The following is a 25922-nucleotide window of genomic DNA, read 5'->3' on the forward strand; positions in this document are numbered from 1 at the left end:
TCCATCGGTTGCTTCGGCTCCTTCTTGCGAATCCTCATACGGCCAAGCCGCTGGGAGGCATTCCTCGATACGTGCCGCATCGAGGAGGGTTCCGCATGAACCGCAGCACAGCACGCACGAACAACAGCTCCGCCCGTTCCCGTACGGGTCGTCAGGGCTCTCCTTCCCGTTCGGCCAGATCGTCCGGCCGGGCCGGCGGTCGTGGAGGCCGTCCCGCCGCGACCGGCGGCGAGTTCGCCCTGCCGGTCACCGTCACCCCGGGGCTGCCGGCCGTCGAGGAGTTCGCCGAACTCGACATGCCCGCACGTCTGTTGACCACGCTCGGCGCCGAAGGGGTGACCGCCCCGTTCCCGATCCAGGCCGCCACGCTGCCCAACTCGCTGGCCGGCCGGGACGTCCTGGGCCGCGGGCGCACCGGGTCGGGCAAGACGCTCGCCTTCGGCCTCGCCCTGCTGGCCCGTATCGAAGGACAGCGGGCCGAGCCCCGGCAGCCGCTGGCCCTCGTGCTCGTCCCCACCAGGGAACTGGCCCAGCAGGTCACCGACGCGCTCACGCCCTACGCCCGCGCGCTGCGGCTGCGGCTCGCCACCGTGGTCGGCGGACTGTCGATCGGCCGTCAGGCGAGCGCCCTGCGCGCCGGTGCCGAGGTCGTCGTCGCGACGCCCGGCCGGCTCAAGGACCTCATAGACCGAGGTGACTGCCGCCTGGACCGCGTCGCCATCACCGTCCTCGACGAGGCCGACCAGATGGCCGACATGGGCTTCATGCCGCAGGTGACCGCGCTGCTCGACCAGGTGCGCCCCGGCGGCCAACGGATGCTGTTCTCCGCGACGTTGGACCGCAACGTGGACCGGCTCGTGCGTACGTACCTGGACGACCCCGTCGTCCACTCCGTCGACCCGTCCGCGGGCACCGTCACCACGATGGACCACCACGTGCTGCACGTGGAGGACTCGGACAAGCACGCCACCACGACCGAGATCGCCGCCCGCGACGGCCGCGTGATCATGTTCCTGGACACCAAGCACGCGGCGGACCGGCTGGCCAAGAAGCTGCTGGCCGTCGGGGTGCGCGCGGCGGCCCTGCACGGCGGCAAGTCCCAGAACCAGCGGACCCGCACGCTGGCCCAGTTCAAGGACGGTCACGTCAGCGTGCTGGTGGCGACCAACGTCGCGGCCCGCGGCATCCACGTCGACAACCTCGACCTGGTCGTCAACGTCGACCCGCCCGGCGACCACAAGGACTACCTGCACCGCGGCGGCCGTACGGCACGCGCCGGCGAGTCCGGCACCGTCGTCACGCTGGTCCTGCCCCACCAGCGCCGCGAGGTGTCCCGTCTGATGGCGGACGCCGGCATCACCCCGCAGACCACCCGGGTCCGCTCGGGAGAGTCCGAACTGAGCCGTATCACCGGTGCCCAGGCACCGTCGGGCGTGCCGGTCGTCGTCACTCCGCCGCCGGCCGCCGAGAGCCGTCCGGCACGCTCGGGTTCCGCCCCGCGCGGACGGCGCGGCCGCCCCGCCCAGGGCCGCCGCCGCTCCCCCGCCGGGGGGAACGGCCGCTGACACCGGCGCCCGAGAGGGTCCCGCGTTCGTGCGGGCGGGCCGTGCCGCCCGCCCGCACCACGCGCCGCTACTCCAGGCCGATCGCCGCGCAGTCCGCCGCGTACTCCTTGGTGCAGATGTCCTTGACGGTGTAGACACCGTCCTTGATCACGGTGGCCTTGATGTTGTCCTGGGTGAGGGCGACCACGGGGACCAGCTGGGACGGGATGTCCTTCTGGGTCGGGCTGTCGACCGAGTCCTCGGTCAGCGCGTCGAACTCGATCTCCTTGCCCTGCACCTTGGTCACCGCCATGCTCGCGGCGTTGGTCGCCTCCAGCAGGAACGACTTGTACACGGTCATCCGCTGCTGGCCCGCGACGATCCGCTGCACCGCGTCGAGGTTGGCGTCCTGCCCGGTGACCGGCGGCATCTTGGTGACGCCCGCGCTCTTCAGCGCGTCGATGACGGCACCCGCCATGCCGTCGTTCGCCGAGTAGACGGCGGCGATGTTGTCGAGCCCGACGGAGGCGATGGCCTTCTTCATGTTCGCCTCGGCGACCGAGGGCAGCCACTTGCCGGTGTCGTACGACTTGGCGATGACGACCCGGCCCTTGAGCTCGCTGAGCGCGCCCGCCTTGAAGCGTCCCGTGTTCGGGTCGCCGGGATCGCCGTTCATCATGACGATCTTGCTGGTGGCGGCCTTGCCGCCGAGCGCCTCGAGTATCGCGCGGCCCTGCACCTCACCGACGAGCTCGTTGTCGTGGGAGATGTACGCGTCGATCGGGCCCTCGGCGAGCCGGTCGTAGGCGATGACGGGGATGCCCGCGTCCTTGGCCTTCTTCACATCCGGCGCGATGGCCTTGGCGTCCACCGCGTCCACCAGGATGACGTCCACCTTGGCGGCGATCATCTGCCCGAACTGCTTGCTCTGCCGGTCCACGCTCGCCCCGGCGTTGGCGTAGCGGACCTTGCCCTTGTCGTGGGTGAGGGTGGCGACCCGTGCCTTGATGAGGGGGTAGTCGAACTTCGCGAAGCGCGCCGTGTCGTTGTCGGGAAGCAGGAGCCCCACCGTGATGTCGTCGCCCTTCTTCGGGCTCGCGGAACTGCTGCTCCCGCTGACGCTGTCGATGACACCGCACGCGCTGAGCACCAGGGCCGAGGCGGAGGCTGAGAGGGATATCGCGAAACGACGCGCGCCGGTTCTACGGGGGGTGTGAACGTTCACTTACAGGTGCCTTCCGGGCAATGGAGGAGCGGGCCACCGGGAACTGAGAAGCCAACGGGCCCGTGGAGACTACGTCAAGACATCCGGATGTCGTTCCCGGAACTCATACGGAATCTCCGCATCCGGCGTCGTGCGGCGGAAGTTCGGGCATGCGCGGCCAGGTCCCGGTGGCCGGTGGTGTCAGTGTTCGCGGCGCAACTTGGGGAGCGGGCGGAACTGGGGGCCGTAGGTGCCGCGGGTGCCGGGGATCGGGATCTCCATCAGTTCCTTGGCGGGAGTTCCCAGTCCGCGCATGGCGTGGACGGCCGCGCCCAGGGTGCGCGGGCCGCCACCCGCCCAGGCCGCCTCCAGGTTCTCCAGCACCGCGCTGTAGGTGGCGTCGAAACGGTGCAGGAGCTGCCGTACCTGGGCCGGCGGGTTGGGCCAGCCGCCGGCCGGGACCGGAGCCATGGGGCGTACGTCGGGGAAGGGCACGGGCGGGCCGACGAACCGCCAGCCGTCGTCGGTCTCGCGCAGCTCGCGACCGTAGTAGATCTCGCCGAAGGCGTAGTAGTGCGCCGGGTGGTCGTCCCCGAAGGAGTCGGACGGGGAGCTGCCGGTGCCCTCGCCCTGCTCCCTGATGATCTCGATGGCGCGCTCGACGTCGTCGGGAGTCTCGACCGGCCGCAGCTCGTCGGAGCCGATGTGCACGGACAGTTGTCCCCGCACCGACAGTTCCGGCGCCACGTTCTGGAACGCCTTCAGCATGTCGCCGTAGAAGTGGCCGACCGTGGGTGAGGCGTCCGCGCGTCCTTCGGGCGATTCCTCGGGGGCCTCGATCGCCATCATCACGTCGTGCACGGAGGACCTGGTGAGGCCCGACAGATACACGTTCACCCCGGCCCGTACGCCGCCGGGCAGCGGGCCGGGGTAGGTGGCCGCCGCGGCCTTGATCCGCGGGCGCCCGCCCACGGCCACCAGCAGGTTGCAGACGATGCCCAGGTGGAACATCTCGTCGCCGACGATGCGGCGGATCAGCCGCGCGGCCTCGGCGCCGCGGTCCTTGATGGACCACCAGCCGCACAGGTAGGGCGGGATGGTGGCGAGTTCGAGTGTCACGGCGACCTGCAGGGCCTCCCTGAGCCACTCGACGCCGCGGCCGTCCTCGGGGACGGCCAGCAGACGCGCCACGGCCCCCTGGCGGTGTGCGGCCCGCTGCCCGCCCGCCGACGGCACCGCGGCCTGCGCGGTACCGGCGACCGCGGCCGACGCCCCGGCCGCCAGCGCGGCCGACGCCAGGAAACTCCTGCGCCTGAAGGGGGCAACGGTCGGCCTGTCCGGATTTTCCCTCATACCAGTCACCCTCGCCTCAGCTGCTAGCCATGGCCCCGCCTCGGATCGAGATACCAGGGGCCCGTTCGACAGCTCGCGAAGCTAGCAGCGTCACCGCAGCTCACAGGGCATACCGGCCCGAGCCGGCGCATCCACCACCCTGCCGGCCGAGCAGAATGCCGGGTCTCGTGATCGTAAAGAACCTTGACAGATAATTGGTCTAGTCCAACGATGGTCGCTGTTCGCCCCCACCCCCCTTTCCCCTCCGTTCTGTTGGGAGCGTCAATGAGACGACCGCGTTCTCCTCGTGCTGTTCGTGCGTTGCTGTCCTGTATCACCGTGACCGGTCTGTCGGCCGGGCTGGTCGCGCTCGGGGGAGGTGGGGCGTTCGGCGCGGAAGAGGCGTCCTCGCAGCCCGCCCGGCCCATGCCCTCCCAGGTCTCGGCGCCCTACTTCGAGGCGTGGACCGGAGAGAGCCCGGCCGCGCTGGCCGCCGAGTCCGGCAACAAGTACCTCACCATGGCCTTTCTGCAGACGGCCGCGGCCGGTTCGTGTACCGCGTACTGGAACGGCGACGCCACCCAGCCGATCTCCAAGTCGACCTTCGGCAAGGACATCGCGGAGATCCAGGCCCGCGGCGGCAACGTCATCCCGTCGTTCGGCGGCTACAGCGCCGACACCACCGGCACCGAACTCGCCGACAGCTGCACCAGCGTCGACGCCATCGCCAAGGTGTACGAGAGCCTGGTGACGACGTACGGGATCTCGCGGATCGATCTCGACATCGAGGCCGACTCGATCAACAACACCGCCGGGATCGACCGCCGCAACAAGGCCATCGCCAAGGTGCAGCGGTGGGCCGAACGGACCGGGCGGCAGGTGCAGTTCTCGTACACCCTGCCCACGACCAACACCGGCCTCGCTCCCAACGGCGTGGCCCTGCTGCAGAACGCCGTCGACAACGGTGCCCACGTGGACGTCGTCAACATCATGACGTTCGACTACTGGGACGGTGCCACCCACGACATGGCCGCCGACACCGAGACGGCCGCCGCCGGTCTGCACGACCAACTCGCCGCCCTCTACCCGAAGAAGAACCCGGCGAAGCTGTGGCACATGATCGGCGTCACCGAGATGCCCGGCATCGACGACTTCGGTCCCGAGGAGACCTTCACCACCCAGGACGCGGTGAAGGTCGAGAGCTGGGCCGAGGCCAAGGGCATCAACACCCTCTCCTTCTGGGCACTTCAGCGCGACAACGGCGGCTGCGTCGGCACCGCCGGCGCCAACTCCTGCTCCGGGATCGCCCAGGACACCTGGTACTTCAGCCACACCTTCGCGCCGTTCACGCGCCGCTAGCAGGTGACCCGGCGGGCCGTCGTCAGCACGGGAACAGCGCCCGCACCTCCCAGCCGTGACCGGCCGCCGCCCTGGGCCCCGTGTGCAGTTCGCCGCCCAGGGCGGTAACGCGTTCCCGCAGGCCCACGAGGCCGAAGCCGCCGCCGTGGGCCGCCGCGGGGAGCTGGGTGCCGCCGCGGCCGTCGTCGGACACCGTCACCTCCAGTCGGCTGCCTTCGTGGCGCAGGCCGACGGTGATCTCGGTGGCGTCGGCGGCGTGGCGCCGTACGTTGGTCAGCGCCTCCTGGACGACGCGGAAGGCGGCGGCCTGCACCTCATGGGGCAGGTCGTCGGAGGCGGCGGGGTCGCGGTGCAGGGTGATCTTCTGGCCCGGGTGCGCGAAGCCGTCCGTCAGTTCGGCGATGGAGGCCAGGTCGCCCACCGGGCGCCGGTCGGCCTCCTCCGTGGTGTCGCGCAGCACGCCGACCGTGCGGCGCATGGAGGCGAGGGCCTCGGTGGCGGCGCGTTCGATGCCCGCGAGGACGGGGTCGAGGCCGACGTCCGCCGTCTTCGGCCCGGCGGTCGCCATCATCCGGGCCATCTGGGTCTGCACGAGAATGCCGGTGACGTGGTGGGCGACGAAGTCGTGCAGGTCGGCGGCGATCGCCAGCCGTTCCTCCCGGCGGGTGTCGGCGACGGCGACGGTGCGGCGGTAGTCGAGGGAGCGCAGATAGGCCGCGAGTCCGGAGACGAGGCCGATCAGGATCAGGCCGATCAGGACGTACATCGGCGCCTCGTCGCCCGACCACAGCGTCCGGTAGTACCGGACCGGCATGACGAGCACGGCCCCCGCGGTGAGCACGCCGCACACCACGGCCAGGCGCGGCGGGCAGTGCCGTACGGCGATGAACAGCAGACACAGCAGTACGGCGATCTCGCCGGGGCCGAAAGGGGCGATCCGGTGCCCCAGGTACGCGACGGCCGTGTAGAGGAGGGAGGCGAGCGCGGGTACGGCGGTGCGCAGCTGCGGGGTGAGCCACGGGGGCCGGCGCGCGGTCGGCCACAGTACGGCGACCAGGCCGACCGCCAGGACGACGGCCGGTCTCCAGGCGGGGTAGCCCGCTTCGCTCGCGGTCAGCGGGTCGACGGCCGACAGCGCGAGCAGGGCGCCGACGGTGGCGCCTCGGCCGACGCCCCGTAGCCAGGCGGACCCGTCCGGTGACTGCAGCATGCGGATCACGGTACGCGGCCCGCCCCGCGACGGTATCGGCCGAACGGTCGAGGTGGGGCGTCCGGCGTGCCTGATACGTTCCGGTCATGCCGGACAGCAAGTTTCTCGTCGGCGTCGCCGTCGGCGCGGCCGCCGTGCTCCTCCTCGGCGGTCTCGGCACGCGTCTGGTCTCCCGCACCGAGTCGACGACCGAGCTCAACCAGTTCGACACCATGACGGTGGACGGCCACAAGGCCCTCAAACCGAAGATCGTCGCCGGGCGTACCGAGGGCAAGTACCACCCGCTGCCGTGGGTCGGTGTGAAGGTCCATGTGTCCTGCCCGACCGGGCTCAAGGCCGTCAGCGGCACGGTGATGACCTGCACCGGCCGCAGGACCGACGGCAGCAACGTCGACATCCCGGTGACTGTGATCAGAGCCACGGACTCGCACATCACCTGGAAATTCGGGCGCTGAGCTGGGAGTTCGACCGCCGTGCGTGAGGTGTGGAGAGAATCCGCGCAGGAGAAGCACACCGACCTCACACGGTCCTTCGAAACCCCCGTTACCGTTGGCCGCCGTTCGATCCCCCGTGCGAAGGGTCAGGAAGACAGCGGATGGACTACTGCTCCTCGTGCCGCCGGCACCTCAACGGCGCCCTGGTGTGCCCCGGTTGCGGTGCCTACGCCCCGGACATCGCACCGGTGATCTCGCACGGCCGTACCGTCCCGGCACCCACTGCCACGGCACCCACCGCCACGGCGCCCGCCGCCACGATGTTCTGGCCGGAGATGGAGGAGCCGCCCGGGACCGACGCGTACGCGTACACCGGCTTCGAGCCCGCCGAGGCCGAGGCCGCCAGTGACGTCGCCGCTCCGACGAGCGCTCCGCAGGGGCGGGCCGCCCGGCGGCGGCAGCGGGCCCGCTGGAAGAAGAACCAGCGCAGGGCCGTCGTGGCGACCGCCGTCGCGCTCGTCGGCGGCGGCCTGACCGTCGCCTCGATGGACCGTGACTCCGGCCACCGCGCCCAGGCGACGACGGCCACGGACCTCTCGAGCACGGTCACCGACCCCGCGGGCCAGTACGCCGAGCCGACGTCGACCGGCACGGGCAAGCACCGCAAGCCCGAGTCCACGTCTGCCGATTCCTCCTCGGCGCACCAGCGCTCCACGGCCACCGCGACGCACACCGATTCGGCGAGGACGCAGCCGTACGCGGCCCCCACCTCGTCCACGACGTCGGCTGCGACGACCGCGCGGCAGGGGACCTCGACCGCCTCGACCACGACGTCCACGGCCGACACCGGCACGACGGCGACCCAGTCCCCGTCCGCGACGTCCACCGGGAGCACGGGTTCGGGATCGTCGAGCAGTTCGGGGTCCTCGAGCAGCTCCGGATCCTCGAGCAGCTCCAGCTCCTCCGACACGTCGGGAACGTCGTCGTCGAGCAGCTCCTCGACGGCGTCCTCCTCCTCGCCGGAGATCTGTGTGCTCGGGCTGCTCTGCCTGAGCTGACCCGCAGGGGTCAACCGGTCTGCTCCTCCAGCGCGTTCGGGGGCGTCGGCGAGTCGCCGTACCGCACGCCCCCGCTCACGTACTGATCCTGTACGGCCGTGACGGCGCGGACGAGGAAGATGCCGGCCACGGCCGCGCCCACGACCGCCGCGTCGGACGCCAGGAGCTGCCACACGTCCGTGTAGGCGCGGGCGATGACCTCGTCGGTGGAGTCGCTGTACATGAGGCCGACTCCGCTGACCATGCCGATCAGCCACAGGCCCCACCACACGTTCAGGGAGCGGGGCAGCCGCTGTCCGGGGGCGCTCGCACGGTAGGCGTCCGCGATGATGCCGCGGGGGATCCACAGGTTGGCGATGGGCACCAGCCAGCCGAAGTAGACCCACATGCCGCCGTACCGCGGGCTGGTCCGGGACAGGGCGCGCCCGTTGTCCCGGACACGGCCCAGCCACCCCAGGAACGCCGCCGCGCAGAGCAGCGCGGCGAAGCCTCCCGCCGTGCTGACCAAGTGGTACGAGTCCTCCAGCGAGGTCAGCGGACGGTGGACCCCCTCGCCCTGGTCCGGCAGTCCGGAGGCGGGCTCACCCGCCATCGCGAGCCGCACGTGCCACACGGCCCGCGCCGCCCACCCGGCGCCGGCGAGGGCGAGGGTGGCCGTGGTGAACAGGCCCGCTCCGCGGACGCGGTTCAGGGCGGGGGCGGGCGTAGGGGCTGCTATGTGATCGTTCACCGGGTCATCCTTGCCGACGCCGGGCGCCGACCGCCAGCCCGGACACGACCGGGCACGCGGTCTTCACTCTTCCCGCTCCCCCGGCGCCGACTCGCGATGCGGGCCCAATGCGCGCAGGGTGTCGGCGAGTTGGGCCGCGGTGAGGGCCGGGTCGGGAAGCGGCGGTGAACCCGGCGCGGGGCGCAGTCCGTCGAGGAGCAGGGCGAGCGGGCGGCGCCAGGCGTCCGGTGTGGTCGCGCTCGTCAGCGCCGGGACCGCGCGGCCGAGGGCGGCCAGCGCGAACAGGACGTCCTCCGTGGTGACATCGGCGCGGACCGTGCCCTCCTCGCGGCCGCGGCTCAGCAGGAGGTCCACCGTCTCCCGGTTGTGGGCGTGCACGGCGTCCAGTGCCTCGATGTCCCGCAGGTGGGTGGTCATCAGGTCGTTGGTGCCGCGGTCGGCGGCCAGCGTGCCGAAGACGGCCTGGAGGTAGGCGTTCAGTCCGGTCCAGGCGTCCGCGGCCGTGCGGGCCCGGTCGCCCGCGGCGGTCGTGCCGGTCAACTGGTCGCGGAAGACGGCGTCGATGAGGGCGGCACGGGTGGGGAAGTGCCGGTAGAGCGTCGCGTTGCCCACGCCGGCCCGACGGGCGATCACGTCCAGCGGCGCCTGCAGCCCCTGCTCGCCGAACACCTCGTGGGCCGCTTCCACGAGGAGCTCCCGGTTGCGCCGCGCGTCACGCCGCTGCGGGGCCGTTGCACGGCCTGGGCCGACGGTCATCTTCACCCTCCGGACATAGAAGCGGGGACCTATCCCCGGAACTGATGTTATCGTCGGGAGGGGAAACGGGGAGCAGTCCCCACTTAAAAACGGGGAGGAGTCCCCATTTGATGCGTCCACTCATCCACGCATCCACACATTCACTGACCCACTCATTCGCTCATTCGCTACATCGCTCATTCAGGAGGCTCGGTATGCACGGGACGGCGCTGGTGCTCGGTGGTGGGGGACCGGTCGGGGCCGCGTGGATGGCCGGCGTGCTCGCCGGCCTCACAGACGAGGGCATCGACCTCCGCCGGGCCGACGTCGTCATCGGCACCTCGGCGGGCGCGATCTACGGCTCCCGTCTGACCGGCGGCCAGCCGCCGCGCGAGATGTACGAGCGCCAGCTCGCCGGCGAAGACCGCATCGACCTCGACGTCACCACCGCCCAGACGCTCCGCTTCCTGTGGGCGGCCCTCGGTTCCCGGGACCCCGAGCGCTCGGTGCGGCGCCTGGGCCGGGCGGCGTTGACCGCTCGTACGGCACCCGCGTCCGAGATGTTCGACGCCGTACGGGCGATCCTGCGCGGGGCGACGGACTGGCCCGCGCGGGCGCTGCGGATCGCCGCGGTCGATGCCGTGACGGGGGAGGTGGCGACCTTCGACGCGGACGCGAAGGTCGACCTCGTCGACGCGGTCGCCGCCAGCTGTGCCGTCCCGCTGGTCTGGCCGCCCGTCGCGCTCGACGGCGCCCGCTGGATCGACGGCGGCTGCCGCTCCACGGCCAACCTCCAACTCGCCCGCGGCTACCGGCGGGTGGTGGCCGTCGCCCCGATCCCGAGCGCGGTCGGACCACACCCGAGCGCCCAGCAACAGGCCGCCGACCTCGCCGCCGAGGGCGCCACGGTGTCCCTCCTGTGCCCCGACCGCGCGGGCCGCCGCGCCATGGGCCGCGACATGACGGTGAACGCCCGCTGCCCGGCCACGGCCCGCGCGGGATACGCGCAGGCGACGGAGCTGGCGGAGTCGGTGGCGGACGTGTGGAACGGCTGACGCGACCCCGACCGCACCGGCGGCCACCGCCGCAGACGCACCGCACCACTGACCCCGGCCCGAAAGGCGACACCATGCCCGCGCCCACCCTGGCCGAACTGGCCTCCGACGGTCACGACTTGGCGGCCGATCCGTACCCCGTCTATGCGGCCCTGCGGGACAAGGGGCCCGTACATCGTGTCCTCGTCCCCGGGAGTGGGGAGTGCTGGTTGGTCGTGGCGTGGGATGTGGGGCGGGTCGCGTTGGCCGATTCTCGGTTGGGCAACGACATTCGGCACTCCTCGTCCTGGCGGACCGACGGGGGTCACGCGCTCGGTCGCAACATGCTGCAGAGCGATCCCCCGCAGCACACGCGGCTGCGGCGGCTCGTGGCCGAGTACTTCACGCCGGGGCGGGTCGCCGCGCTGCGGCCCAGGATCGAGGAGATCGCGGGCGAGTTGCTCGCCGCGCTTCCGGAGCACGGGACCGCGGACCTGGTGAGCCGGTACGCGCTGCCGCTGCCCGTCACCGTGATCTGCGACCTGCTGGGCGTTCCGGCGGCGGACCGGACCGTCTTCCACGGCTGGTCGAACGAGCTGGTCATGCCTACTTCGCCCGAAAAGGCGGCCTCCGCGGCCGGCGAACTGACCGGCTACCTCGCCGAGTTGACCGCGCGGAAGGCCGCCGCCCCGGACGGCACCCTGCTCAGCGACCTCGCCGCCGCCCCCGGCATCACCGCCGAAGAACTCCTCGGCATGGCCTTCCTCCTCCTGGTCGCAGGCCACGAGACCACGGTCGACCTGATCTCCGCGACCGTCCACAGCCTGCTGACCCACCCGGACCAACTCGAGCTGTTGCGTGCCGACTTGGGGCTGGTGCCCAGTGCCGTGGAGGAGTCCCTGCGCTACAACTCCCCCGTCCACTCCACGGCGTTCCGCTTCGCGGTCGAACCCCTGGAGCTCGCGGGCACCCAGATCGCCGCCGGTGACGCCGTTCTGGTCTCCCTCGCCGCGGCCTCCCGCGACCCGCTCCACTTCCCCGACCCCGACCGCTTCGACCTCACCCGCAGGCCGCAGGGCCACCTCGGCTTCGGGCACGGCCTGCACCACTGCCTCGGCGCCCCGCTCGCCCGCGCGGAGGCGACGACCGCCCTGCGCCTGCTCATAAAGGAGCGCCGGGCCATGGCTTTCGCCACCGACCCGGCGCAGCTCACCTGGCGGACCAGCACCCTGTTGCGAGGGCTGGCCGAACTTCCGGTTTCCTTCGGCCAGTTGGGGGAGCGACCTCGGTAACCGTCCCGCAGGGTGCTGAAACCGCCGCCCACCCTCCCTACCCGCCCTTGCTTCACCTATCGAAATTCGATAGATTCCCATCGTGACTCGATGGAAGGGTGGGCCGTGGGAAAGCTGACAGTGCGTGCGTTGCGCGCCGTGCTCGTGGTGGTGCTGGCCGGGACCGTGTTCGTACAGGCAGGGATGGTATGGACCTTGGTCAGCGGGAACGACCCGGAGGACGGGTCGCTGCCGCTGACCGCGCTGCGCGTGATCACGATCCTGGGCATGGTGGCGGCCCAGGTCGCCCTGGTCTGCGTATGGCGGCTGGTGGCGATGGTGCGACGCGGAACCGTGTTCTCCCACGCCGCCTTCCGGTATGTCGACGGCGTGATCGGCGCGATCGTGGCGGCCGCCCTCGTGTGGTTCGCGGTCACGATCGTCAATGCGCCGGGCCAGCGGGACGACCCGGGCGTCACCGTCATCATGGGCGGGATCGGCCTGGCCATCCTGGGGGTCGCGCTCATCGTGCTCGTGCTGCGGATGCTGCTCGCCCAGGCCGTCGCACGGGACGTCGAAGCGGCGCAGATGCAGGCTGAGCTGGACGAGGTGATCTGATGCCGATCGCCGTCGACATCGACGTGATGCTGGCCAGGCGGAAGATGTCCGTGGGCGAGCTCGCGGACCGCGTGGGGATCACGCCCGCCAACCTGGCGGTACTCAAGAACGGCCGCGCCAAGGCGGTGCGCTTCGCGACGCTCGCCGCGCTCTGCGAGGTGCTCAAGTGCCAGCCGGGCGACCTGCTGCGCTGGGAGGCCGAGGACGCCGCGAGCGGATGACGTACCCCAGGGCGGGCGTGACAGCGCCTGGCGCCACCGGCCCGTGACACCACACGTGGACCGCGTTCCATGCCGCCTTGACGGGAAAACGCCGGGTGATGGGGTTCCCCCACCGACCCGGCGCTTCTCACCTTCTCGCCTTCTCCTACGGCTAGTTGGAGAAGTACAGGTACTTCCAGGAGCCGTACGTCGTCGTGTTGACGTTGTCGCCCGACGAGTTGTTGATGTACGACGAGCGCATCCGGACCTTGATGCCGGACTGGCCCGGCGCTCCCAGGCTCACGGCCGACTTGCCGTTCGTGCCGAGGGCGAAGTACTGGGGGCTGCCGTCGGCGGTGTACCACTTGCCGGCGTAGTAGACCTGCAGGTCCACGCGCTGCTTGCGGCCCTGGTAGTACGACATGGTCGTCGTGAGCAGCGGGTCGGTGTTCTTGTGGAACCAGTAGTACGTCGTCGAGCCGATCTTGGCCTTCTTGTAGTTCTTCGACACCGTGGTGGAGTTCTTCACCTTGGCGTAGCCCGTGGACTTGACCGTCTTCGGCTTGTAGCGGGCGTCGCCCTTGAAGACCGCGGTGACCTCGGTGTCGCGGGTCATGTCGACCCACGCGGCGATGTTGCCGCTGGAGTTGACCGTGCCGGTCTTGATCAGCTTGTTGGGCTTGTCGCCGCCGTAGGGGTTGGCCCAGATCTCGACGGAGCGGTTCTTGTACGTCGTACCGAGGTGCGCCGTGAACTTCACGTCGGCGCCGTACGAGTACACCTTGCCGTTGTTGTTCACGCTCAGCGACGTCGAGGCGCGGGAGACGTCGACCTTGTCGCTCGCGCTGACCGCAGAGTGGGTGTCGTCGCCCGCGTACGTCACCTTGTACGTGACCGTGCCGCCGGCCGGCGGGGTGTCGGTGAAGGAGTACGTGCCGTCCGACTTGACCGTGACGGCGGGCAGCGCCTTGCCGTTCGGGGAGTCCAGGTCGGTGCGGGTGACCTGGAGGGTGGCGCCGGCCGCCAGCGGGACCGTCGCCGAGAGCTTGCCGGTGACGGTGAGCTTCTTGGCGCGGGTCGCCGTCGACGGGGCGTTGACCGTGAGGGTCGGGTTGTTCTTCGACGGGTCGGTGAGCGCCTTGAGGGTGTAGCCGCCGTTCTCGACGTCCGTGCCGACGAGCGCGAAGACCTTGGAGGTGTCCGGGGCCCACACCAGACCGGCCGTGCGCTGCGTGCCCATGTCGTAGGTGTGGAGCGCCTTGGTGGCGTTCGGCCGGTACGTCAGGATCTTGGTGCCGGCGACCTGGGCGACCAGGCCGTTGCGCGCGACGTCGGCGAGCTGCCCGGCCGGGTAGGCGCCGGCCTTGCTGAACTTGCCGTCCGCGTACGCGTCCAGGTCCGTGCCGTTGATCAGCACCTTGTCGTCGCCGGCGGCGAGGTCGATGTCACCGATGCCCTCGTTCAGCGTGTAGTCGCCGAAGTACCAGGCGGTGAGCTGGGGCGTGCCGCTCGACACGTCGACCACGGCCATCGAGTCCGTGGAGATGCCGGTCTGGCCGATGGCCAGGACGCCCGGCCGGAGCGGGTCGGTGTCCAGGAGGGCCTGGCCCCACAGGCCGACCGAGGTGCCCTCGGTGGGGAACTGCGCCAGGGTCACCGGGTCGGTGCCGCTCGCCGGGTCCACGGACGGGTCGACCGAGCCCAGGTCGCCGTCCCACTGGTCGCCGTAGGTGAACCACACCTTGCCGCTGCTGACGGCGACGTGGCGCGGGCCGGTGTCGGTGGCCACGGTGTAGCGGGTCTTCACGTCGAGGGTGGCCGCGTCGAGGGCCACGATCTCGTGGGTGTCGGGCAGGGCCGCGTACAGGGTGGCGCCGTCGTCGGACAGCGCCAGGTCGGAGACCGTGCCGAGGGCGCTCACCGAGTCGACGAGCGAGCCGTTGTAGTCGGTGGCCTGGATCTTCCCGGCCGACTGGTCGCCGACGAAGACCCGCTTCAGGGCGTCGTCCGCGACGAAGCCGCCGGGCGAGGTGACATGGGCCGTGGCCGCCGAGGCGGGGCCCGCCGCGACGACGCTCAGCGCCGCCGAGCCGAAGAGGACCGCAAGCGCCGTCGCGGTCGAGATGCTGCGCGTACGCACAGTGTTGTTCCCCCCACAAGGAAACCCGGTGTGTGACCGGGGAGTTGAGTGCGCCGCGCAGCACCCGGACATGACCGCTGGACTGCGGTGACGCGCGGGGCGCGGCTGCTGGGAGCAGCGTATGACATGCCTGTGACAGTTGAGGAGGGGGTTTTGAGGGTGGGGGCTTTTTGTGAAGGCCTCCGCGGTTGGTTCTGGTGGATCTTCGCCGGCCCTGTCGGTCTTCGCCGGCCCCTGTCGGTCTTCGCCGGTCCCCGTCAGTCCCCGTCAGTCCTCGTCGGCCTCGTCGCGTGGAAGCACCGTCACCCGGTGGAAGTTGCAGACCGTGGGCGGATCGGTGGGCACGGGTCGGTCCTGGTGGGCGTGGGCCTTGAGGGCGACGCTGACCAGGCTGAGCAGCAGGTCGACGTCGGCGTCGCAGTCGAGGTGGACGGTGACCCAACGCGAGCCCGGCACCAGGCGGATGGCGGTCGACTCCGCGAAGTCGTAGTGGAGCCGCTGGATCGCGCGGGCGGTGAGGTGCAGGTCCACATCCCGGTCGGAGTGGAAGTGCACGATCTCGTCCCGCGTGGAACGCAGCGCCCGGCCCGTGCCGCAGCCGACCTCGCACGGACTGAGGTCGGGCCACGCCGCCAGCTGGTTCATGGCTCTCTGGGCCGGTGTCATGAGCCCATGGTGCGGTGCTCATCGCGCGGACACCAGGGATTGTGTGATCCGTAACCCGCAGGAGACGTTGCTCACCGCGGTCCCTCCGCCGAGTTCCAGCGCCGTTCGATGTGACGCAGACGGCCCCGCAGGCGGCCCCGCCGGCACCCCTGCATCGGGGCGAGGTCTCCCAGACCTCCCCAATCGCGCCGTTTGGGAGATAATCGGGGTATGAGTACAGCGACGTTCGTACTAGCGGCCACGTCGAGTGAGGGACTCAAAGTGCTTGCCGCCTTTGTCGGTGGCCTGGTCATCGCTGGTGCCCTGATCTGGGCCGTGCAGTTCGGCATGAGGGTCCGGGACCGCGAGCTGCCGCGGCCTCTCCCGGACGAGCAGCCACATCTTCCCGAGGGCGGTGCCGTCCGGGAGATGCGTGAGATGCGCGAAGCGGACGAGGTGCCGCACGCGGTGGGCAAGGAGCGGCTCACGCCCTACGAGCTCCACAAATCGGGAACCAGGACAGGAAAGGACCAGCACCGCAAGCGCTGGCTGCCCGGTTCCAGCGGCTCCTTCGGGAGCGGCGGCATAGGACACACGTGACCGCCGGTCACTCTGCGTGCTGGGGCGCGTGCGCCGCGCTCACCGTGGCTCTCGTCGCCCCGCTGGCGGGCTGCTCCGAGGACGACACCCCGTCGGCCGCGGTCAGCAAGGCCGCGTCGGCCGCCCAGTCCGCCGTCTCCGAGGCGACAGCCGCGGCGGGGCGTCAGCTCGACGAGATCAAGGACGGTCTCGACGTCAAGGGGGCCGCAACGGTCGGCACCCCGGACACGAAGAGCGGCCGTGCCGCCGTCGAGGTCACCGTGGACAACACCACCGGGTCGACGAAGTCCTTCGCCGTCCAGGTCGACTTCACCGACTGGGACGGCAACACGCTCGACGCCGTGGTCGTCACCGTCTCCGACGTCCCGGCCGGCAAGTCCGGCACGGGCACCGCGCGCAGCAACCGCAAGCTGGCCGGCGAGGTGAAGGCGGAGGTGGCGAGGGCGATCCGGTACTAGATCCTCACGTACTCACGTACCAGGACCTCATGTGCCAGGACCTGATGTCCCCGGACCTCACGCCATCCAGAAGAAGACCGCCGTCATCCGCTTCTCCTCCAGCGTCGCGCCGGAGTAACCCGTCGCGCTGTGCACGAGGTTGGCGTTGTAGAGGAGCAGCCGGTTGTACTTGTGCGGGACGCGTACGTCCTCCTCGAAGGCGTCCGGCGCCACGAACCGCGTACCGAGGGCCTCGACGAGGTTGTTGTGCGGGGCCTGCACGACGTTGCCGCCGAGCCGGCCGCCGGAGAGCGACTGGCGGTAGAAGGCAGTCCCGCAGTCCTTGGGGACTTGGGGGTTGAGGTACAGCACCGCCGCGTAACGGCACAGCGCACGCGAGTCGGTGTGCGGACGCGGCTCGCTCTCGCCCTCGCCGACGACCTGGATGCAGTTGTGGTTGAGGGTGCCGCCGCCGGGGGCCTGCTGCACCCACAGTTCCTTCGCGCCGGTCGACTGCTTCACCAGCCGTTCCACCCGGGCGAGTTCGGCGGGTTCGAGGCCCGGCATGGTGCGCAGACCCGGCCAGGTCTCGGAGGTGTACGGGTATCCCTTGACCCAGTCGTCCTTGGCGAGACAGCGCTCCCGTACGGCGTCCACGTCGGGCAGGACGTCGTCCAGGACCCAGTAGTCGCGGCCCTTGGTGGGCTTGCGGTAGGGGAGGACGGGAAGGGCCGCGCGGGTCGCGGGGCCCCTGGGGGGCTGTGGGGGCATGGGTCGAACCTAGGTCGGGACTTCGCCTCGTCTCTCCCGTGAAATGGTCAACATTCCGTCAACCACCTCGGGCGGAGAGGCCGTTACGTCACCGCCTGGGTGATCCGACCCCTCCCGCGCAACCGTCGCCGCCCGCGACGAGACCTGCCTCACACCCCGCGGTTTTTACCAAATCAAAAGGTTCGGCGCCGGACCCGATCCGTACTCCTCTCCGTCCGACCCCGTCGATCGTTGACGGGACCCCCGACCGGGCAGGAGGCACGGTGCGCTTTTCGCGGAATGCGACGGGAACTCTCTTCGTGGGCGGTGCGCTCAGTCTGACACTGGCAGCGCTCGCCTATCCCGCGATGCTCGGAGTCAACACCGTGTCGAGCTCGGGGTCGCGTGTCATCGCGCAGACCCAGTGGGGCCCGCTGACCGAGGCGGACCGCGACTTCGTGGTCAAGGTGCGCGCGGCAGGGCTGTGGGAGTACCCCGTCGGCCAGATGGGCCTGAAGAAGGGGCAGAGCAAAGCGGTCATCACCGCGAGCAAGCACCTCATCGACGGGCACGCGGCGCTGGACGCCAGCTGCCGCAAGATCAGCACGATGCTCAACATCACGATCCCCAACGTGGCCAGCCCCCAGCAGGTCGGCTTCGTCAACCAGCTCGCCGCGGACCAGGGCAAGCAGTTCGACACGGACTTCGCCAACATCCTGCGCGTGACGCACGGTTCGATCTTCAACACCATCGCGAAGATCCGCTCGACGACCAAGAACACCGTGGTGCGGACCCTGGCCGACCAGGCCAACGCGACGGTCCTGGACCACATCACGGTCATGGAGCAGACCGGTCTGGTCAACTTCGACCAGGTCCTCTTCCAGGAGACGACCCCGCCGAAGCTGCCCGCCAAGGACCTGACCCCGCCGCCCCCGGTCGGAGGCCAGCCGGAGGTCGTGCTCACCCCGCCGGTGGACAGCACCACCCAGCCGCCGGTCCTGCCGGGCGAGGCGCCCAGCGGAAACGCCAGCCCGAGCCCGACCCCGACGGTGGGCTGACTGCCGACCTGGCGGTGGGCTGAGGAACGTCGGCCCGATCAGTGCGCGCATCTCGTGATGCCCATGTGGCGAAATTGTGATGGCGGATTGAACTACCCATGGGTTACCGCAGGTTGACAGCGTTCCGCCGGGAGATCCACGATGTGATCGCACTGTGGCGCATGTGACCAATGGGCCCGGTGTTCCTCAGACCATTCACCCCCGGTGCGGCCGGGCGCGGCGTGCTGCCCTGCGCCGCCGACGCCGGGGCCTGCACACGCCAAGATGGGGATTCGCATGTCCATAGCGAGACGTGTCACCGCGCGACGCCTCCTGGGGACGGGCGTCGCGTCGCTCGCCCTCTGCGCCGCCACCGTCGCCGCCGCCTCCGGCGCCTGGGCCACCGGCACGCCCGGCGGTGACGGCTGGAAGTCCGGCGGCGGCTACAAGCCGGGCACGGGGGCCGGCACCAAGACGGAGTCGGACCGCTGCCAGTTCTCGCTGGACGGCACGCACTTCTACGACTCGGTCAAGGTCGACGACCAGACCCTCAAGCCGACCGACGACGGCAAGATCCACGTCAAGGTCCGTACGGCGGGTGACGCGACGACCTGCACGGCCTCGCTGGCCTCCTACCTCGCGCACGGCCCGTCCTTCGCCACCTCCGGCGAGCAGGTCTTCGTCGACTTCGACTCGGTGACGGTCGAGCAGGGCCGGACCGACTCCCTCGACATCGCGGTGCCGGATGCCGGCTGCTTCGCGCAGATCGACCTCTACCGCGGGGCCGTCAAGTTCGACGGCAAGCTGGACGCCAAGGACGGCTTCGAGCACGGGGACCTGCCCAAGGGCCCCGACCACCCGGTCATCAAGGACAAGTTGATCGCGTCCTGGAACGGCGGCACGAAGGACTGCACGACGGCCGAGGAGTCCCAGCCGCCGGCCACGCCGACCCCGTCCGCCCCGGAGTCCGGGCAGCCGTCGACCCCGGCAGAGGAGTCGACTCCGCCCGCGACGGACACCCCGTCGACCGGGACCCCGACCCCGTCCGCCTCGCAGTCGACCTCGACGCCCGCGCCCACGCCGAACGGCGGCGGCGGTGACCTCGCGGAGACCGGCGGCGGCAGCGACTCCGGCCTCATCGCCGGTGGCGCCGCGGCACTGCTGGCCGCCGGTGCGGCGATCGTCGTCGTGACGAAGCGCCGCCGCACGGCCCGCTCCTGAGCCGTCCCCGGCAACGCCCCTGAAGCCACCCCCGATACGAACGCCCCGGAGACCCCCGCTCCGGGGCGTTCGTCCTGCCCGGTCCCTGTCCCCGCTCAGCCCTCGTCGGCAGTGCAGTTCTTCAGCAGCAGTCGTACGTCCTCGTCGACGACCCGATAGCGCACCACGCGCCCCTCCTTCTCGCCCGCCACGACACCGGCCGCCCTCAGCAGCCTCAACGCCTGTGACACGGCAGGGTCGTTCATGCCGGTCGCGATCGCCAGGTCGGACACGGCCAGCGGGCCGGTGCGGTGCAGGGCGAGCAGCAGGGCGAGCCGTTTGGGGTCGGCGAGCAGGGAGAAGCGGTCGGCCCAGGTGCGGACGTGCTCGGCGTCGCCGATGGCGGCGATGGCCTCGCACACCCGGTGGCCGTCGATGGTGCGGCGGTCTGCGCGGTCGGCCGGGACGAGATGCATACGGCCATCCTCGCAGGCGCCCGTATGTGATCTTCCATACCTGCGCAGGTGCGCAGCTATGCAAGGAAACGCGAACGCCCCTACGGTGGGCGGGCCGTGGTGTTCGGGAAGTCGGTGCCAAGCCGACGCGGCCCTCGCCACTGTGATCAGGGAGTTCGTCACCCACGTCCCGCGAGGGACAGCCACTGGGCGTCGTGAGGCGGCCGGGAAGGCGGGTGGCGGCCGTACGGCCTGCAAGGACGTACGACCTGTCAGCCAGGAGACCGGCCACGGCATCTCACGAAGTGATCCACGAGGTGCTGGAGCGTGACCGAATGACCCTGCCCGAGACGCAGGCTGCCTCCTTCCGCTGGCGGCGCGAGGACACCGTGAAGACGGTGGGCCTGATGGCGGTGATCGCCGCCCTGCACGTCGTCGCCTTCGGCATTCTGTTCCTGCTCGTCGTGCCCGGGCACTACGAGGTCGGCTCCAAGGCGTTCGGCATCGGCCTCGGCATCACCGCCTACACCCTGGGCATGCGGCACGCGTTCGACGCCGACCACATCGCCGCCATCGACAACACCACCCGCAAGCTGATGGCCGACGGCAAGCGGCCGGTGTCGGTGGGGTTCTGGTTCGCGCTGGGGCACTCCAGCGTGGTGGTCGTGCTCGCCGCGCTGATCGCGGGCGGCACACAGCTGGCCGGCCGCATCACGAGTGAGAGCTCCCGCACCCACCAGGTCCTCGGCTTCCTGGGGACGACGATCTCGGGCACGTTCCTGTACCTCATCGCCGCCCTCAACCTCGTGGCCCTGCTCGGCATCCTGAAGGTGTTCCGGGCGATGCGGGCAGGCACGTACGACGAGAAGGAACTCGAACAGCACCTGGATTCCCGGGGGTTCATGAACCGCATCCTCGGCCGCCTCACCAAGTCGATCACCCGGCCGGGGCAGATGTTCCCGCTCGGCTTCCTCTTCGGGCTCGGCTTCGACACCGCCACCGAGGTCACGCTGATGGTGATGGCCGGTTCGGGCGCGGCGGCCGGTCTGCCCTGGTACGCGATCCTCTGCCTGCCGCTGCTCTTCGCCGCCGGCATGAGCCTGTTCGACACGCTCGACGGCACGTTCATGAACTTCGCCTACCAGTGGGCCTTTTCGAACCCGGTCCGCAAGGTGTTCTACAACCTCACCATCACCGGCCTGTCCATCGCCGTCGCGTTCTTCATCGGCACGATCGAGCTCGTCGGCGTCCTGCACGACAAGCTCGACCTGCGCGACGCGCTCACCGGCTGGATCGCGGCCCTCGACCTGGACAACGTCGGCTACATCATCGTCGGCCTGTTCGTGGTCGTGTGGGTGGCGGCGGTGGCGTACTGGAAAGTGGCGAGGGTGGAACAGCGGTGGGCGGCACAGGTGCAGCCCACCGCCGAGTAGCCGCCGACACGCGTCGACGCGTACGCGCCTGAACCCCTAGGGCCCTTCCACGGCCGTCAGCCACAGCTTCACATAACGCTCCACGTCCACGGCCAACCCCACGTCCACCAGGGCCTGTTCACGCGCGCCGTCGTGGATCTCGGACTCGCCGGGGCGGCGCCGGCGGTCGACGACGGTCTGGCCACGGGTGGGGCCCGGGGCCAACGAGACCTCGACCGGCAGGAGTTCGGTGCTCAGGCCCTCCGGGTCGACGACCGCGCAGACCGCGCCCGCGTCGCCGAGGCCGCCGGTGGGGGTGGGGTCGCCGGAGGCGGCCGGGTCGCGGTGGGCGAGGAGTTCGCCCGCCATGCGGAGGCTGGGCTCGGAGCTCGTACGCAGCCGCTGGACGTCCGCGGCCGGGACGACGACCTGCTCGAACACGTCGAGGCCGTACATCGTGATCGGGACTCCGGCGGTGAGCAGGACCGCGGCCGCCTCCGGGTCGTGCCAGACGTTGAACTCGGCGACCGGCGTGGCGTTCCCGGTCGCCACCGCGCCGCCCATGAACACGATCCGCTCGATGTTGCGGGTCACCTCCGGGTGCGTACGCAGGAGCAGCGCGATGTTCGTCAGGGGCGCGGTGGGGACGAGGGTGACCGGGCGCGGGGAGGCGAGGATCTCGCGGCGCAGCAGCGTCACCGCGTCCACGTCCACCGGCACCCGGGTCGGTGCGGGCAGCCCCAGGTCGCCCATCCCGTCCCGCCCGTGCACGTGCTGCGCCGTACGGACGGGTTCGATCAGCGGGCGTGCGGCGCCCCTGGCCACCGGGATGTCACCGGCCCCGGCCTGCTCCAGCACGGTCAGGGTGTTGCGGACGACGCCGTCGACGTCCGTGTTCCCGGCGACGCAGGTGACGGCCCGCAGGTCGATGGCCGGGTGGCGTACGGCGAACAGCAGGGCCAGGGCGTCGTCGACGCCGGTGTCGCAGTCGATGATCACCGGAATGGGCTGACCGGTCACGGTCGCGCTCCTCTCTCTCCGCATATGGGAGCTCCGCGTATGGGAGCGACCTTACGCAGCCGACCACAGCTCGGCGGCACGGGTGTCGGCGCATACGGCGATCCGCTCCAGCAGTCCTTCCACCGGCTGGGCACCGGGGCGGCGCCCGTCCCGCAGCCGTACGGCCACCAGGTCGCCGTCCGCCTCCCGTTCGCCGATCACCGCCTGGTACGGCACGAGGCGCGCCGCGCGGATGCGGGCACCGAGGCTGCCCTGGCCCGGCCCGGCGCACTCCGCCCGCAACCCCCGTGCCAGGGCCCGCCGTACGACCTCGTGCGCCTGCTCCTCCTGGGCGTCCGACACCGGCAGCACGACGAGTTGGACGGGTGCGAGCCAGGCGGGGAACGCCCCGCCGTGTTCCTCGATCAGATGGGCCACGGCCCGCTCCACGCTGCCGATGATGCTGCGGTGGACCATGACCGGACGGTGTTTCGCCCCGTCGGCGCCGATGTAGTGCAGGTCGAAGCGTTCGGGCTGGTGGAAGTCGATCTGGACGGTGGAGAGGGTGGCCTCGCGGCCGGCGGGGTCGGTGATCTGGACATCGATCTTGGGGCCGTAGAAGGCGGCCTCGCCCTCCACGGCGTCGTAGGCGAGACCGGCCTCCGCCAGTACCTGCTTCAGCAGGCCGGTGGCCCGCTCCCACAACTCCGGGTCGGCGACGTACTTGCCGCCCTCGCCCGGCAGGGAGAGCCGGTAGCGGGCGGCGCGAATGCCGAGGTCGGCGTAGGCGCGGCCGATGAGCTCGAGAGCCGACCGGGCCTCGTCCACCGCCTGTTCCAGGGTGCAGAAGATGTGGGCGTCGTTGAGCTGGATGGACCGTACGCGGGTCAGGCCGCCAAGCACCCCGGACAGCTCGGAACGGTACATGCCGCCCAACTCGGCGATACGGAGGGGGAGTTCGCGGTAGCTGTGGGACCGGGAGCGGTAGATGAGGGCGTGATGGGGGCACAGGCTCGGCCGCAGTACGACCTCCTCGCTGCCCAGCGCCATCGGCGGGAACATGTCCTCGCTGTAGTGGGACCAGTGCCCCGAGATCTCGTACAGCTCGCGCTTGCCGAGGACGGGCGAGTACACGTGCCGGTACCCGGCCGCCCGCTCGACCTCCCGGACGTACTCCTCCAGCGCGTGCCGCACGATCGCGCCGTCGGGCAGCCAGTACGGCAGCCCCGCGCCCATCAGCGGATCGGTGTCGAACAGCTCGAGCTCACGGCCGAGCCTGCGGTGGTCGTACATGGTCTCTCTCCTCGCGACGAGGGACGAGCGACCACCGACAAAGCCCCGGGGCACTCGCCCCGGGGCTTCGGACATCCAGTCCATGAATCAGCGCGCCGGGACACTCTCCGGCGTCGTCGTGAGAAACGAGTGGGCGCGCTGCATGGGGGGACGGTAACGCGGGGGTGGGGGTGGGTGCGAGGGGTTTTTGGGCGGTGGGGAGCTGCGGTGGGGGTGCGGGGGTCTTGGGGGTGGGGGGCCTCCGACGCGTGTTCGCCCCCGCCGCTCGGCTCGCTCCGGCCGGCGTCTCCCGTAACCCGGACGGCCCGGCTCGCTGGTGGGGTGTCGTGGGGGGTGGTCCCTTGGAGTCGTAACCGATCTTGAAGTGGCCAGGGAGGACTCCGATGACCCGTACCCCGACCCGTGTCCTCGTCGCCTCCGTGTTGTCCCTGGGGGCCCTGGTGAGCGTGAGCGGGTGCACCCTCGGGGTGCAGGCGCAGCAGGCGAGGGCTCAGGCGCCCGCCGCCTCGCACAGCGCCGTGCCGTCCACGACCGCGCCTGCCGCGCCCGGCCCGCTGACCGAGGAGCAGGCTCAGGCCGCGCTGGTGACCGCGGGCGATCTGGGCGAGCCCTGGGAGGCGACGCAGGGGGCCGCGACCTGGCGGGACGGGTTGCTCAAGGCGACCGCCGACGCGCCCGACTGCCGGCGGCTCCTCGACGCGCTGTACACCGACGACCTGTTCGGCGCGGACAGCGGACCCCGGGCCGTGACCGGGCTCGACGACACCATGGACCAGGCGCAGCTGCGGTACCAGGTGCTCGCCCTGGATCCCGCGGACGTGGACCGGACGCTGGCGTGGATGAAGACGTTGCCGTCGACGTGCGGCAGGTTCACGGCGGTGACCGAGCGGGGCGCCCCCTTGCACGTCCGGGTCGGCGAGGCCGAACTGCCGGAGGTCGGGGACGCCCGGCAGTGGCTGCGGGTCGCCTTCACCGGCGAGACGGCCGACGGCGGGCAGACCCTGCTCAGCCTGGACGTCGCCGTGGTCCGCGTCGGCGACGACACGATCGCCCTCACCCACGGCGGCCCGGGCGAGGTGTCGGCCGACGCCACCACGGCCTTCGTACAGGTCGGCGTGCAGCGGCTGGCCGACGTCAGGAAGCAGGCTCGGCTCCCCGTGTGAGCGACCGGCGCCCGAGCGAGGTCTAACCGAGCTTGTCCACGGCCTCCTTGGCCTCCTTCAGGCCCGCCCCCGTCGCCTCCCGGTACACCTTGATCGCCTGGATCTTCTTGCCGTCCCGCAGCAGCGCGTCCACCTCGTCCGACCACGGTTCCCGCTCGTGCAGCCCCAAGTGGTCGAGGATCAGGTCGAGTTTGCGCTCGACCCGGGCAACTCGCTTGTCCGCGCGGGAGATTCGGTTCTCGATGCTGCCGACGCCCACCAGCGCGACCGCGGCCGCGAGAAAATAACCCAGCATGTCCATGATCGCCACCCTAGGGCAGGGCCGGACCGCCCCTCCAGCCGTTGGCGTTCTCAGGCCGGTTCGAACCTCCTGCGGTGCGCGACCACGTCGTGCGCCACGTCGAGAGCTGTGCGGCTGTGCGCGAAGGCGTCGCCGCGCAACCGGGCCAGCGCCTCGTCGGCGTCGACCCCGAGCTGCGCCATGATCATCCCGATCGCCTGGTGGACCTCGTCGTGCTCGGTGGCCAGACCGCTCAGCCAGGAGTCGTCCCCGCGGCTGCCGTCCTCCTCCCGCGGCAGGGCCGTCAGCGCCAGCGTCATCGCACCGGCCACGAGCAGCGCGAGTCGCAGCTCCCGCGCGGTCAACTCGCCCGGGGTGGTGCGGTAGAGGTCGAGGGTGCCCACGGTCACCGCCTCGTTGCCCAGCGGCATCGAGTACACCGCCCGCACCCCGGCCGCCGTCGCCTGCTGCGCGAACACCGGCCAGCGGCGCGCGTCCCGGCCGGCCGTCAGATCGCAGGCGAGCACGGGGGCGCCGGCCTCGGAGGCGTCCAGACAGGGCCCGTCACCGAGGGTGGCCTGCACCTCGGCGAGCCGCGCGGCCTCCGCACTGCTCGCGCCGAGCCGGACGGGCATGCCGCCGCTGTGCAGGGACACGCTCGCACCGGCCACCGGCAGCAGTTTCACCGCCACCGAGCACAGCCGGGCCGGCATCTCCCCGGGTGGCGCGTCGCGCACCCCCTCGGCGATCACGTCGACGGCGCTGAGTCGGTCCACGGCCAC

General features: G+C 71.0%; 27 protein-coding genes and 1 riboswitch. Of the genes, 13 read left to right on the forward strand and 14 right to left on the reverse strand.

Features of this window, described 5'->3' with window-relative positions:
• The first annotated feature begins 95 nt into the window (after positions 1-95).
• Positions 96-1565, forward strand: coding sequence for a DEAD/DEAH box helicase (locus tag OG303_RS24465; RefSeq protein ID WP_405870891.1), 1470 nt, complete (start codon positions 96-98; stop codon positions 1563-1565).
• A 67-nt stretch (positions 1566-1632) separates the two neighbouring features.
• Here the strand turns inward: OG303_RS24465 and OG303_RS24470 are convergent, their stop codons facing one another.
• Both OG303_RS24470 and OG303_RS24475 read right to left on the reverse strand, forming a co-directional pair.
• Complete coding sequence (locus OG303_RS24470; protein ID WP_405870892.1) at positions 1633-2769, reverse strand: sugar ABC transporter substrate-binding protein; 1137 nt, start codon at positions 2767-2769, stop codon at positions 1633-1635.
• A 180-nt stretch (positions 2770-2949) separates the two neighbouring features.
• Positions 2950-4101 (reverse strand): ferritin-like protein, encoded by a 1152-nt coding sequence (locus OG303_RS24475; RefSeq protein ID WP_405870894.1) that lies wholly within the window; start codon positions 4099-4101, stop codon positions 2950-2952.
• Positions 4102-4419: 318 nt separating this feature from the next.
• Between OG303_RS24475 and OG303_RS24480 the strand changes: the two genes are divergently transcribed.
• Positions 4420-5439 carry a chitinase gene (locus OG303_RS24480; protein ID WP_405870896.1) on the forward strand — a complete coding sequence of 340 codons (1020 nt, stop codon included), beginning with the start codon at positions 4420-4422 and terminating at the stop codon, positions 5437-5439.
• A gap of 22 nt (positions 5440-5461) precedes the next feature.
• On the opposite strand, the gene OG303_RS24485 is transcribed toward OG303_RS24480, so the two are convergent.
• The gene (locus OG303_RS24485; RefSeq protein WP_405870897.1) at positions 5462-6649 is read right to left on the reverse strand and encodes a sensor histidine kinase; all 1188 of its coding nucleotides are present in this window, start codon (positions 6647-6649) and stop codon (positions 5462-5464) included.
• An 86-nt stretch (positions 6650-6735) separates the two neighbouring features.
• Here OG303_RS24485 and OG303_RS24490 point away from each other — a divergent pair, with 86 nt between their 5' ends.
• Positions 6736-7104 (forward strand): hypothetical protein, encoded by a 369-nt coding sequence (locus OG303_RS24490; RefSeq protein ID WP_405870898.1) that lies wholly within the window; start codon positions 6736-6738, stop codon positions 7102-7104.
• Positions 7105-7309: 205 nt separating this feature from the next.
• Here the strand turns inward: OG303_RS24490 and OG303_RS24495 are convergent, their stop codons facing one another.
• The 3 genes from OG303_RS24495 to OG303_RS24505 form a co-directional block, all read right to left on the reverse strand.
• Positions 7310-8155, reverse strand: coding sequence for a hypothetical protein (locus OG303_RS24495; protein ID WP_405870900.1), 846 nt, complete (start codon positions 8153-8155; stop codon positions 7310-7312).
• The gene (locus tag OG303_RS24500; protein WP_405870901.1) at positions 8152-8871 is read right to left on the reverse strand and encodes a DUF4328 domain-containing protein; all 720 of its coding nucleotides are present in this window, start codon (positions 8869-8871) and stop codon (positions 8152-8154) included. Before OG303_RS24500 ends, OG303_RS24495 begins: the two co-directional genes overlap by 4 nt.
• 63 nt (positions 8872-8934) lie before the next feature.
• Positions 8935-9627: a TetR/AcrR family transcriptional regulator gene (locus OG303_RS24505; RefSeq protein WP_405870903.1), complete on the reverse strand. Its 693-nt coding sequence runs from the start codon at positions 9625-9627 to the stop codon at positions 8935-8937.
• Positions 9628-9821: 194 nt separating this feature from the next.
• Between OG303_RS24505 and OG303_RS24510 the strand changes: the two genes are divergently transcribed.
• From OG303_RS24510 to OG303_RS24525, 4 genes are all read left to right on the forward strand, one after another.
• On the forward strand, positions 9822-10661 hold the full coding sequence (locus OG303_RS24510; protein ID WP_405870904.1) for a patatin-like phospholipase family protein: 840 nt from the start codon (positions 9822-9824) through the stop codon (positions 10659-10661).
• Between the two features lie 74 nt (positions 10662-10735).
• Entirely contained in the window at positions 10736-11932 is a 1197-nt protein-coding gene (locus tag OG303_RS24515; protein WP_405870905.1) for a cytochrome P450, read from the forward strand.
• 105 nt (positions 11933-12037) lie between these two features.
• On the forward strand, positions 12038-12529 hold the full coding sequence (locus OG303_RS24520; RefSeq protein ID WP_405870906.1) for a DUF2975 domain-containing protein: 492 nt from the start codon (positions 12038-12040) through the stop codon (positions 12527-12529).
• Positions 12529-12750 carry a helix-turn-helix transcriptional regulator gene (locus OG303_RS24525; protein WP_267007426.1) on the forward strand — a complete coding sequence of 74 codons (222 nt, stop codon included), beginning with the start codon at positions 12529-12531 and terminating at the stop codon, positions 12748-12750. Before OG303_RS24520 ends, OG303_RS24525 begins: the two co-directional genes overlap by 1 nt.
• A 151-nt stretch (positions 12751-12901) precedes the next feature.
• On the opposite strand, the gene OG303_RS24530 is transcribed toward OG303_RS24525, so the two are convergent.
• Positions 12902-14869, reverse strand: coding sequence for an Ig-like domain repeat protein (locus tag OG303_RS24530; protein WP_405870907.1), 1968 nt, complete (start codon positions 14867-14869; stop codon positions 12902-12904).
• 267 nt (positions 14870-15136) lie between these two features.
• Positions 15137-15535 (reverse strand): luciferase family protein, encoded by a 399-nt coding sequence (locus tag OG303_RS24535; protein WP_405870908.1) that lies wholly within the window; start codon positions 15533-15535, stop codon positions 15137-15139.
• Between the two features lie 210 nt (positions 15536-15745).
• Between OG303_RS24535 and OG303_RS24540 the strand changes: the two genes are divergently transcribed.
• Positions 15746-16114 carry a DUF6479 family protein gene (locus OG303_RS24540; protein WP_405870910.1) on the forward strand — a complete coding sequence of 123 codons (369 nt, stop codon included), beginning with the start codon at positions 15746-15748 and terminating at the stop codon, positions 16112-16114.
• On the forward strand, positions 16111-16572 hold the full coding sequence (locus OG303_RS24545; RefSeq protein ID WP_405870911.1) for a hypothetical protein: 462 nt from the start codon (positions 16111-16113) through the stop codon (positions 16570-16572). Before OG303_RS24540 ends, OG303_RS24545 begins: the two co-directional genes overlap by 4 nt.
• A 57-nt stretch (positions 16573-16629) precedes the next feature.
• Here OG303_RS24545 and OG303_RS24550 read toward each other — a convergent pair whose 3' ends face one another.
• The gene (locus OG303_RS24550; RefSeq protein WP_405870912.1) at positions 16630-17322 is read right to left on the reverse strand and encodes a DUF6445 family protein; all 693 of its coding nucleotides are present in this window, start codon (positions 17320-17322) and stop codon (positions 16630-16632) included.
• Positions 17323-17621: 299 nt separating this feature from the next.
• Here OG303_RS24550 and OG303_RS24555 point away from each other — a divergent pair, with 299 nt between their 5' ends.
• Together OG303_RS24555 and OG303_RS24560 are read left to right on the forward strand one after the other, a co-directional pair.
• Complete coding sequence (locus OG303_RS24555; RefSeq protein WP_405877460.1) at positions 17622-18359, forward strand: DUF4142 domain-containing protein; 738 nt, start codon at positions 17622-17624, stop codon at positions 18357-18359.
• A 276-nt stretch (positions 18360-18635) separates the two neighbouring features.
• On the forward strand, positions 18636-19559 hold the full coding sequence (locus tag OG303_RS24560; protein ID WP_405870913.1) for an LAETG motif-containing sortase-dependent surface protein: 924 nt from the start codon (positions 18636-18638) through the stop codon (positions 19557-19559).
• 95 nt (positions 19560-19654) lie between these two features.
• On the opposite strand, the gene OG303_RS24565 is transcribed toward OG303_RS24560, so the two are convergent.
• On the reverse strand, positions 19655-20014 hold the full coding sequence (locus tag OG303_RS24565; RefSeq protein ID WP_405870915.1) for an ArsR/SmtB family transcription factor: 360 nt from the start codon (positions 20012-20014) through the stop codon (positions 19655-19657).
• An 80-nt stretch (positions 20015-20094) separates the two neighbouring features.
• Positions 20095-20301, forward strand: a riboswitch (cobalamin riboswitch).
• Positions 20302-20328: 27 nt separating this feature from the next.
• Between OG303_RS24565 and OG303_RS24570 the strand changes: the two genes are divergently transcribed.
• Positions 20329-21426: a HoxN/HupN/NixA family nickel/cobalt transporter gene (locus OG303_RS24570; protein WP_405870916.1), complete on the forward strand. Its 1098-nt coding sequence runs from the start codon at positions 20329-20331 to the stop codon at positions 21424-21426.
• Positions 21427-21462: 36 nt separating this feature from the next.
• On the opposite strand, the gene OG303_RS24575 is transcribed toward OG303_RS24570, so the two are convergent.
• Entirely contained in the window at positions 21463-22425 is a 963-nt protein-coding gene (locus OG303_RS24575) for a nucleoside hydrolase (RefSeq protein ID WP_405870918.1), read from the reverse strand.
• A gap of 51 nt (positions 22426-22476) precedes the next feature.
• Positions 22477-23697, reverse strand: coding sequence for a threonine--tRNA ligase (gene thrS, locus OG303_RS24580; RefSeq protein WP_405870919.1), 1221 nt, complete (start codon positions 23695-23697; stop codon positions 22477-22479).
• 383 nt (positions 23698-24080) lie between these two features.
• Here thrS and OG303_RS24585 point away from each other — a divergent pair, with 383 nt between their 5' ends.
• Positions 24081-24860, forward strand: a complete 780-nt coding sequence (locus OG303_RS24585) for a hypothetical protein (RefSeq protein ID WP_405870920.1) — start codon at positions 24081-24083, stop codon at positions 24858-24860.
• A gap of 22 nt (positions 24861-24882) precedes the next feature.
• Here the strand turns inward: OG303_RS24585 and OG303_RS24590 are convergent, their stop codons facing one another.
• Together OG303_RS24590 and OG303_RS24595 are read right to left on the reverse strand one after the other, a co-directional pair.
• Entirely contained in the window at positions 24883-25161 is a 279-nt protein-coding gene (locus OG303_RS24590) for a ribosomal protein L7/L12 (RefSeq protein WP_405870921.1), read from the reverse strand.
• A 50-nt stretch (positions 25162-25211) separates the two neighbouring features.
• The gene (locus tag OG303_RS24595) at positions 25212-25922 is read right to left on the reverse strand and encodes a GAF and ANTAR domain-containing protein (RefSeq protein WP_405870922.1); all 711 of its coding nucleotides are present in this window, start codon (positions 25920-25922) and stop codon (positions 25212-25214) included.

The organism is Streptomyces sp. NBC_00005 (genome assembly GCF_045160215.1).
GTDB lineage: Bacteria > Actinomycetota > Actinomycetes > Streptomycetales > Streptomycetaceae > Streptomyces.

What these genes read in the sequence shown, in the direction of transcription:
- OG303_RS24465 (WP_405870891.1), top strand. Translation starts at nt 96, where the DNA reads ATGAACCGCAGCACAGCACGCACGAACAACAGCTCCGCCCGTTCCCGT.
- OG303_RS24475 (WP_405870894.1), bottom strand. Translation starts at nt 4,101, where the DNA reads ATGAGGGAAAATCCGGACAGGCCGACCGTTGCCCCCTTCAGGCGCAGG.
- OG303_RS24485 (WP_405870897.1), bottom strand. Translation starts at nt 6,649, where the DNA reads ATGCTGCAGTCACCGGACGGGTCCGCCTGGCTACGGGGCGTCGGCCGA.
- OG303_RS24490 (WP_405870898.1), top strand. Translation starts at nt 6,736, where the DNA reads ATGCCGGACAGCAAGTTTCTCGTCGGCGTCGCCGTCGGCGCGGCCGCC.
- OG303_RS24505 (WP_405870903.1), bottom strand. Translation starts at nt 9,627, where the DNA reads ATGACCGTCGGCCCAGGCCGTGCAACGGCCCCGCAGCGGCGTGACGCG.
- OG303_RS24510 (WP_405870904.1), top strand. Translation starts at nt 9,822, where the DNA reads ATGCACGGGACGGCGCTGGTGCTCGGTGGTGGGGGACCGGTCGGGGCC.
- OG303_RS24515 (WP_405870905.1), top strand. Translation starts at nt 10,736, where the DNA reads ATGCCCGCGCCCACCCTGGCCGAACTGGCCTCCGACGGTCACGACTTG.
- OG303_RS24525 (WP_267007426.1), top strand. Translation starts at nt 12,529, where the DNA reads ATGCCGATCGCCGTCGACATCGACGTGATGCTGGCCAGGCGGAAGATG.
- OG303_RS24535 (WP_405870908.1), bottom strand. Translation starts at nt 15,535, where the DNA reads ATGACACCGGCCCAGAGAGCCATGAACCAGCTGGCGGCGTGGCCCGAC.
- OG303_RS24540 (WP_405870910.1), top strand. Translation starts at nt 15,746, where the DNA reads ATGAGTACAGCGACGTTCGTACTAGCGGCCACGTCGAGTGAGGGACTC.
- OG303_RS24550 (WP_405870912.1), bottom strand. Translation starts at nt 17,322, where the DNA reads ATGCCCCCACAGCCCCCCAGGGGCCCCGCGACCCGCGCGGCCCTTCCC.
- OG303_RS24560 (WP_405870913.1), top strand. Translation starts at nt 18,636, where the DNA reads ATGTCCATAGCGAGACGTGTCACCGCGCGACGCCTCCTGGGGACGGGC.
- OG303_RS24565 (WP_405870915.1), bottom strand. Translation starts at nt 20,014, where the DNA reads ATGCATCTCGTCCCGGCCGACCGCGCAGACCGCCGCACCATCGACGGC.
- OG303_RS24570 (WP_405870916.1), top strand. Translation starts at nt 20,329, where the DNA reads ATGACCCTGCCCGAGACGCAGGCTGCCTCCTTCCGCTGGCGGCGCGAG.
- thrS (WP_405870919.1), bottom strand. Translation starts at nt 23,697, where the DNA reads ATGTACGACCACCGCAGGCTCGGCCGTGAGCTCGAGCTGTTCGACACC.
- OG303_RS24585 (WP_405870920.1), top strand. Translation starts at nt 24,081, where the DNA reads ATGACCCGTACCCCGACCCGTGTCCTCGTCGCCTCCGTGTTGTCCCTG.
- OG303_RS24590 (WP_405870921.1), bottom strand. Translation starts at nt 25,161, where the DNA reads ATGGACATGCTGGGTTATTTTCTCGCGGCCGCGGTCGCGCTGGTGGGC.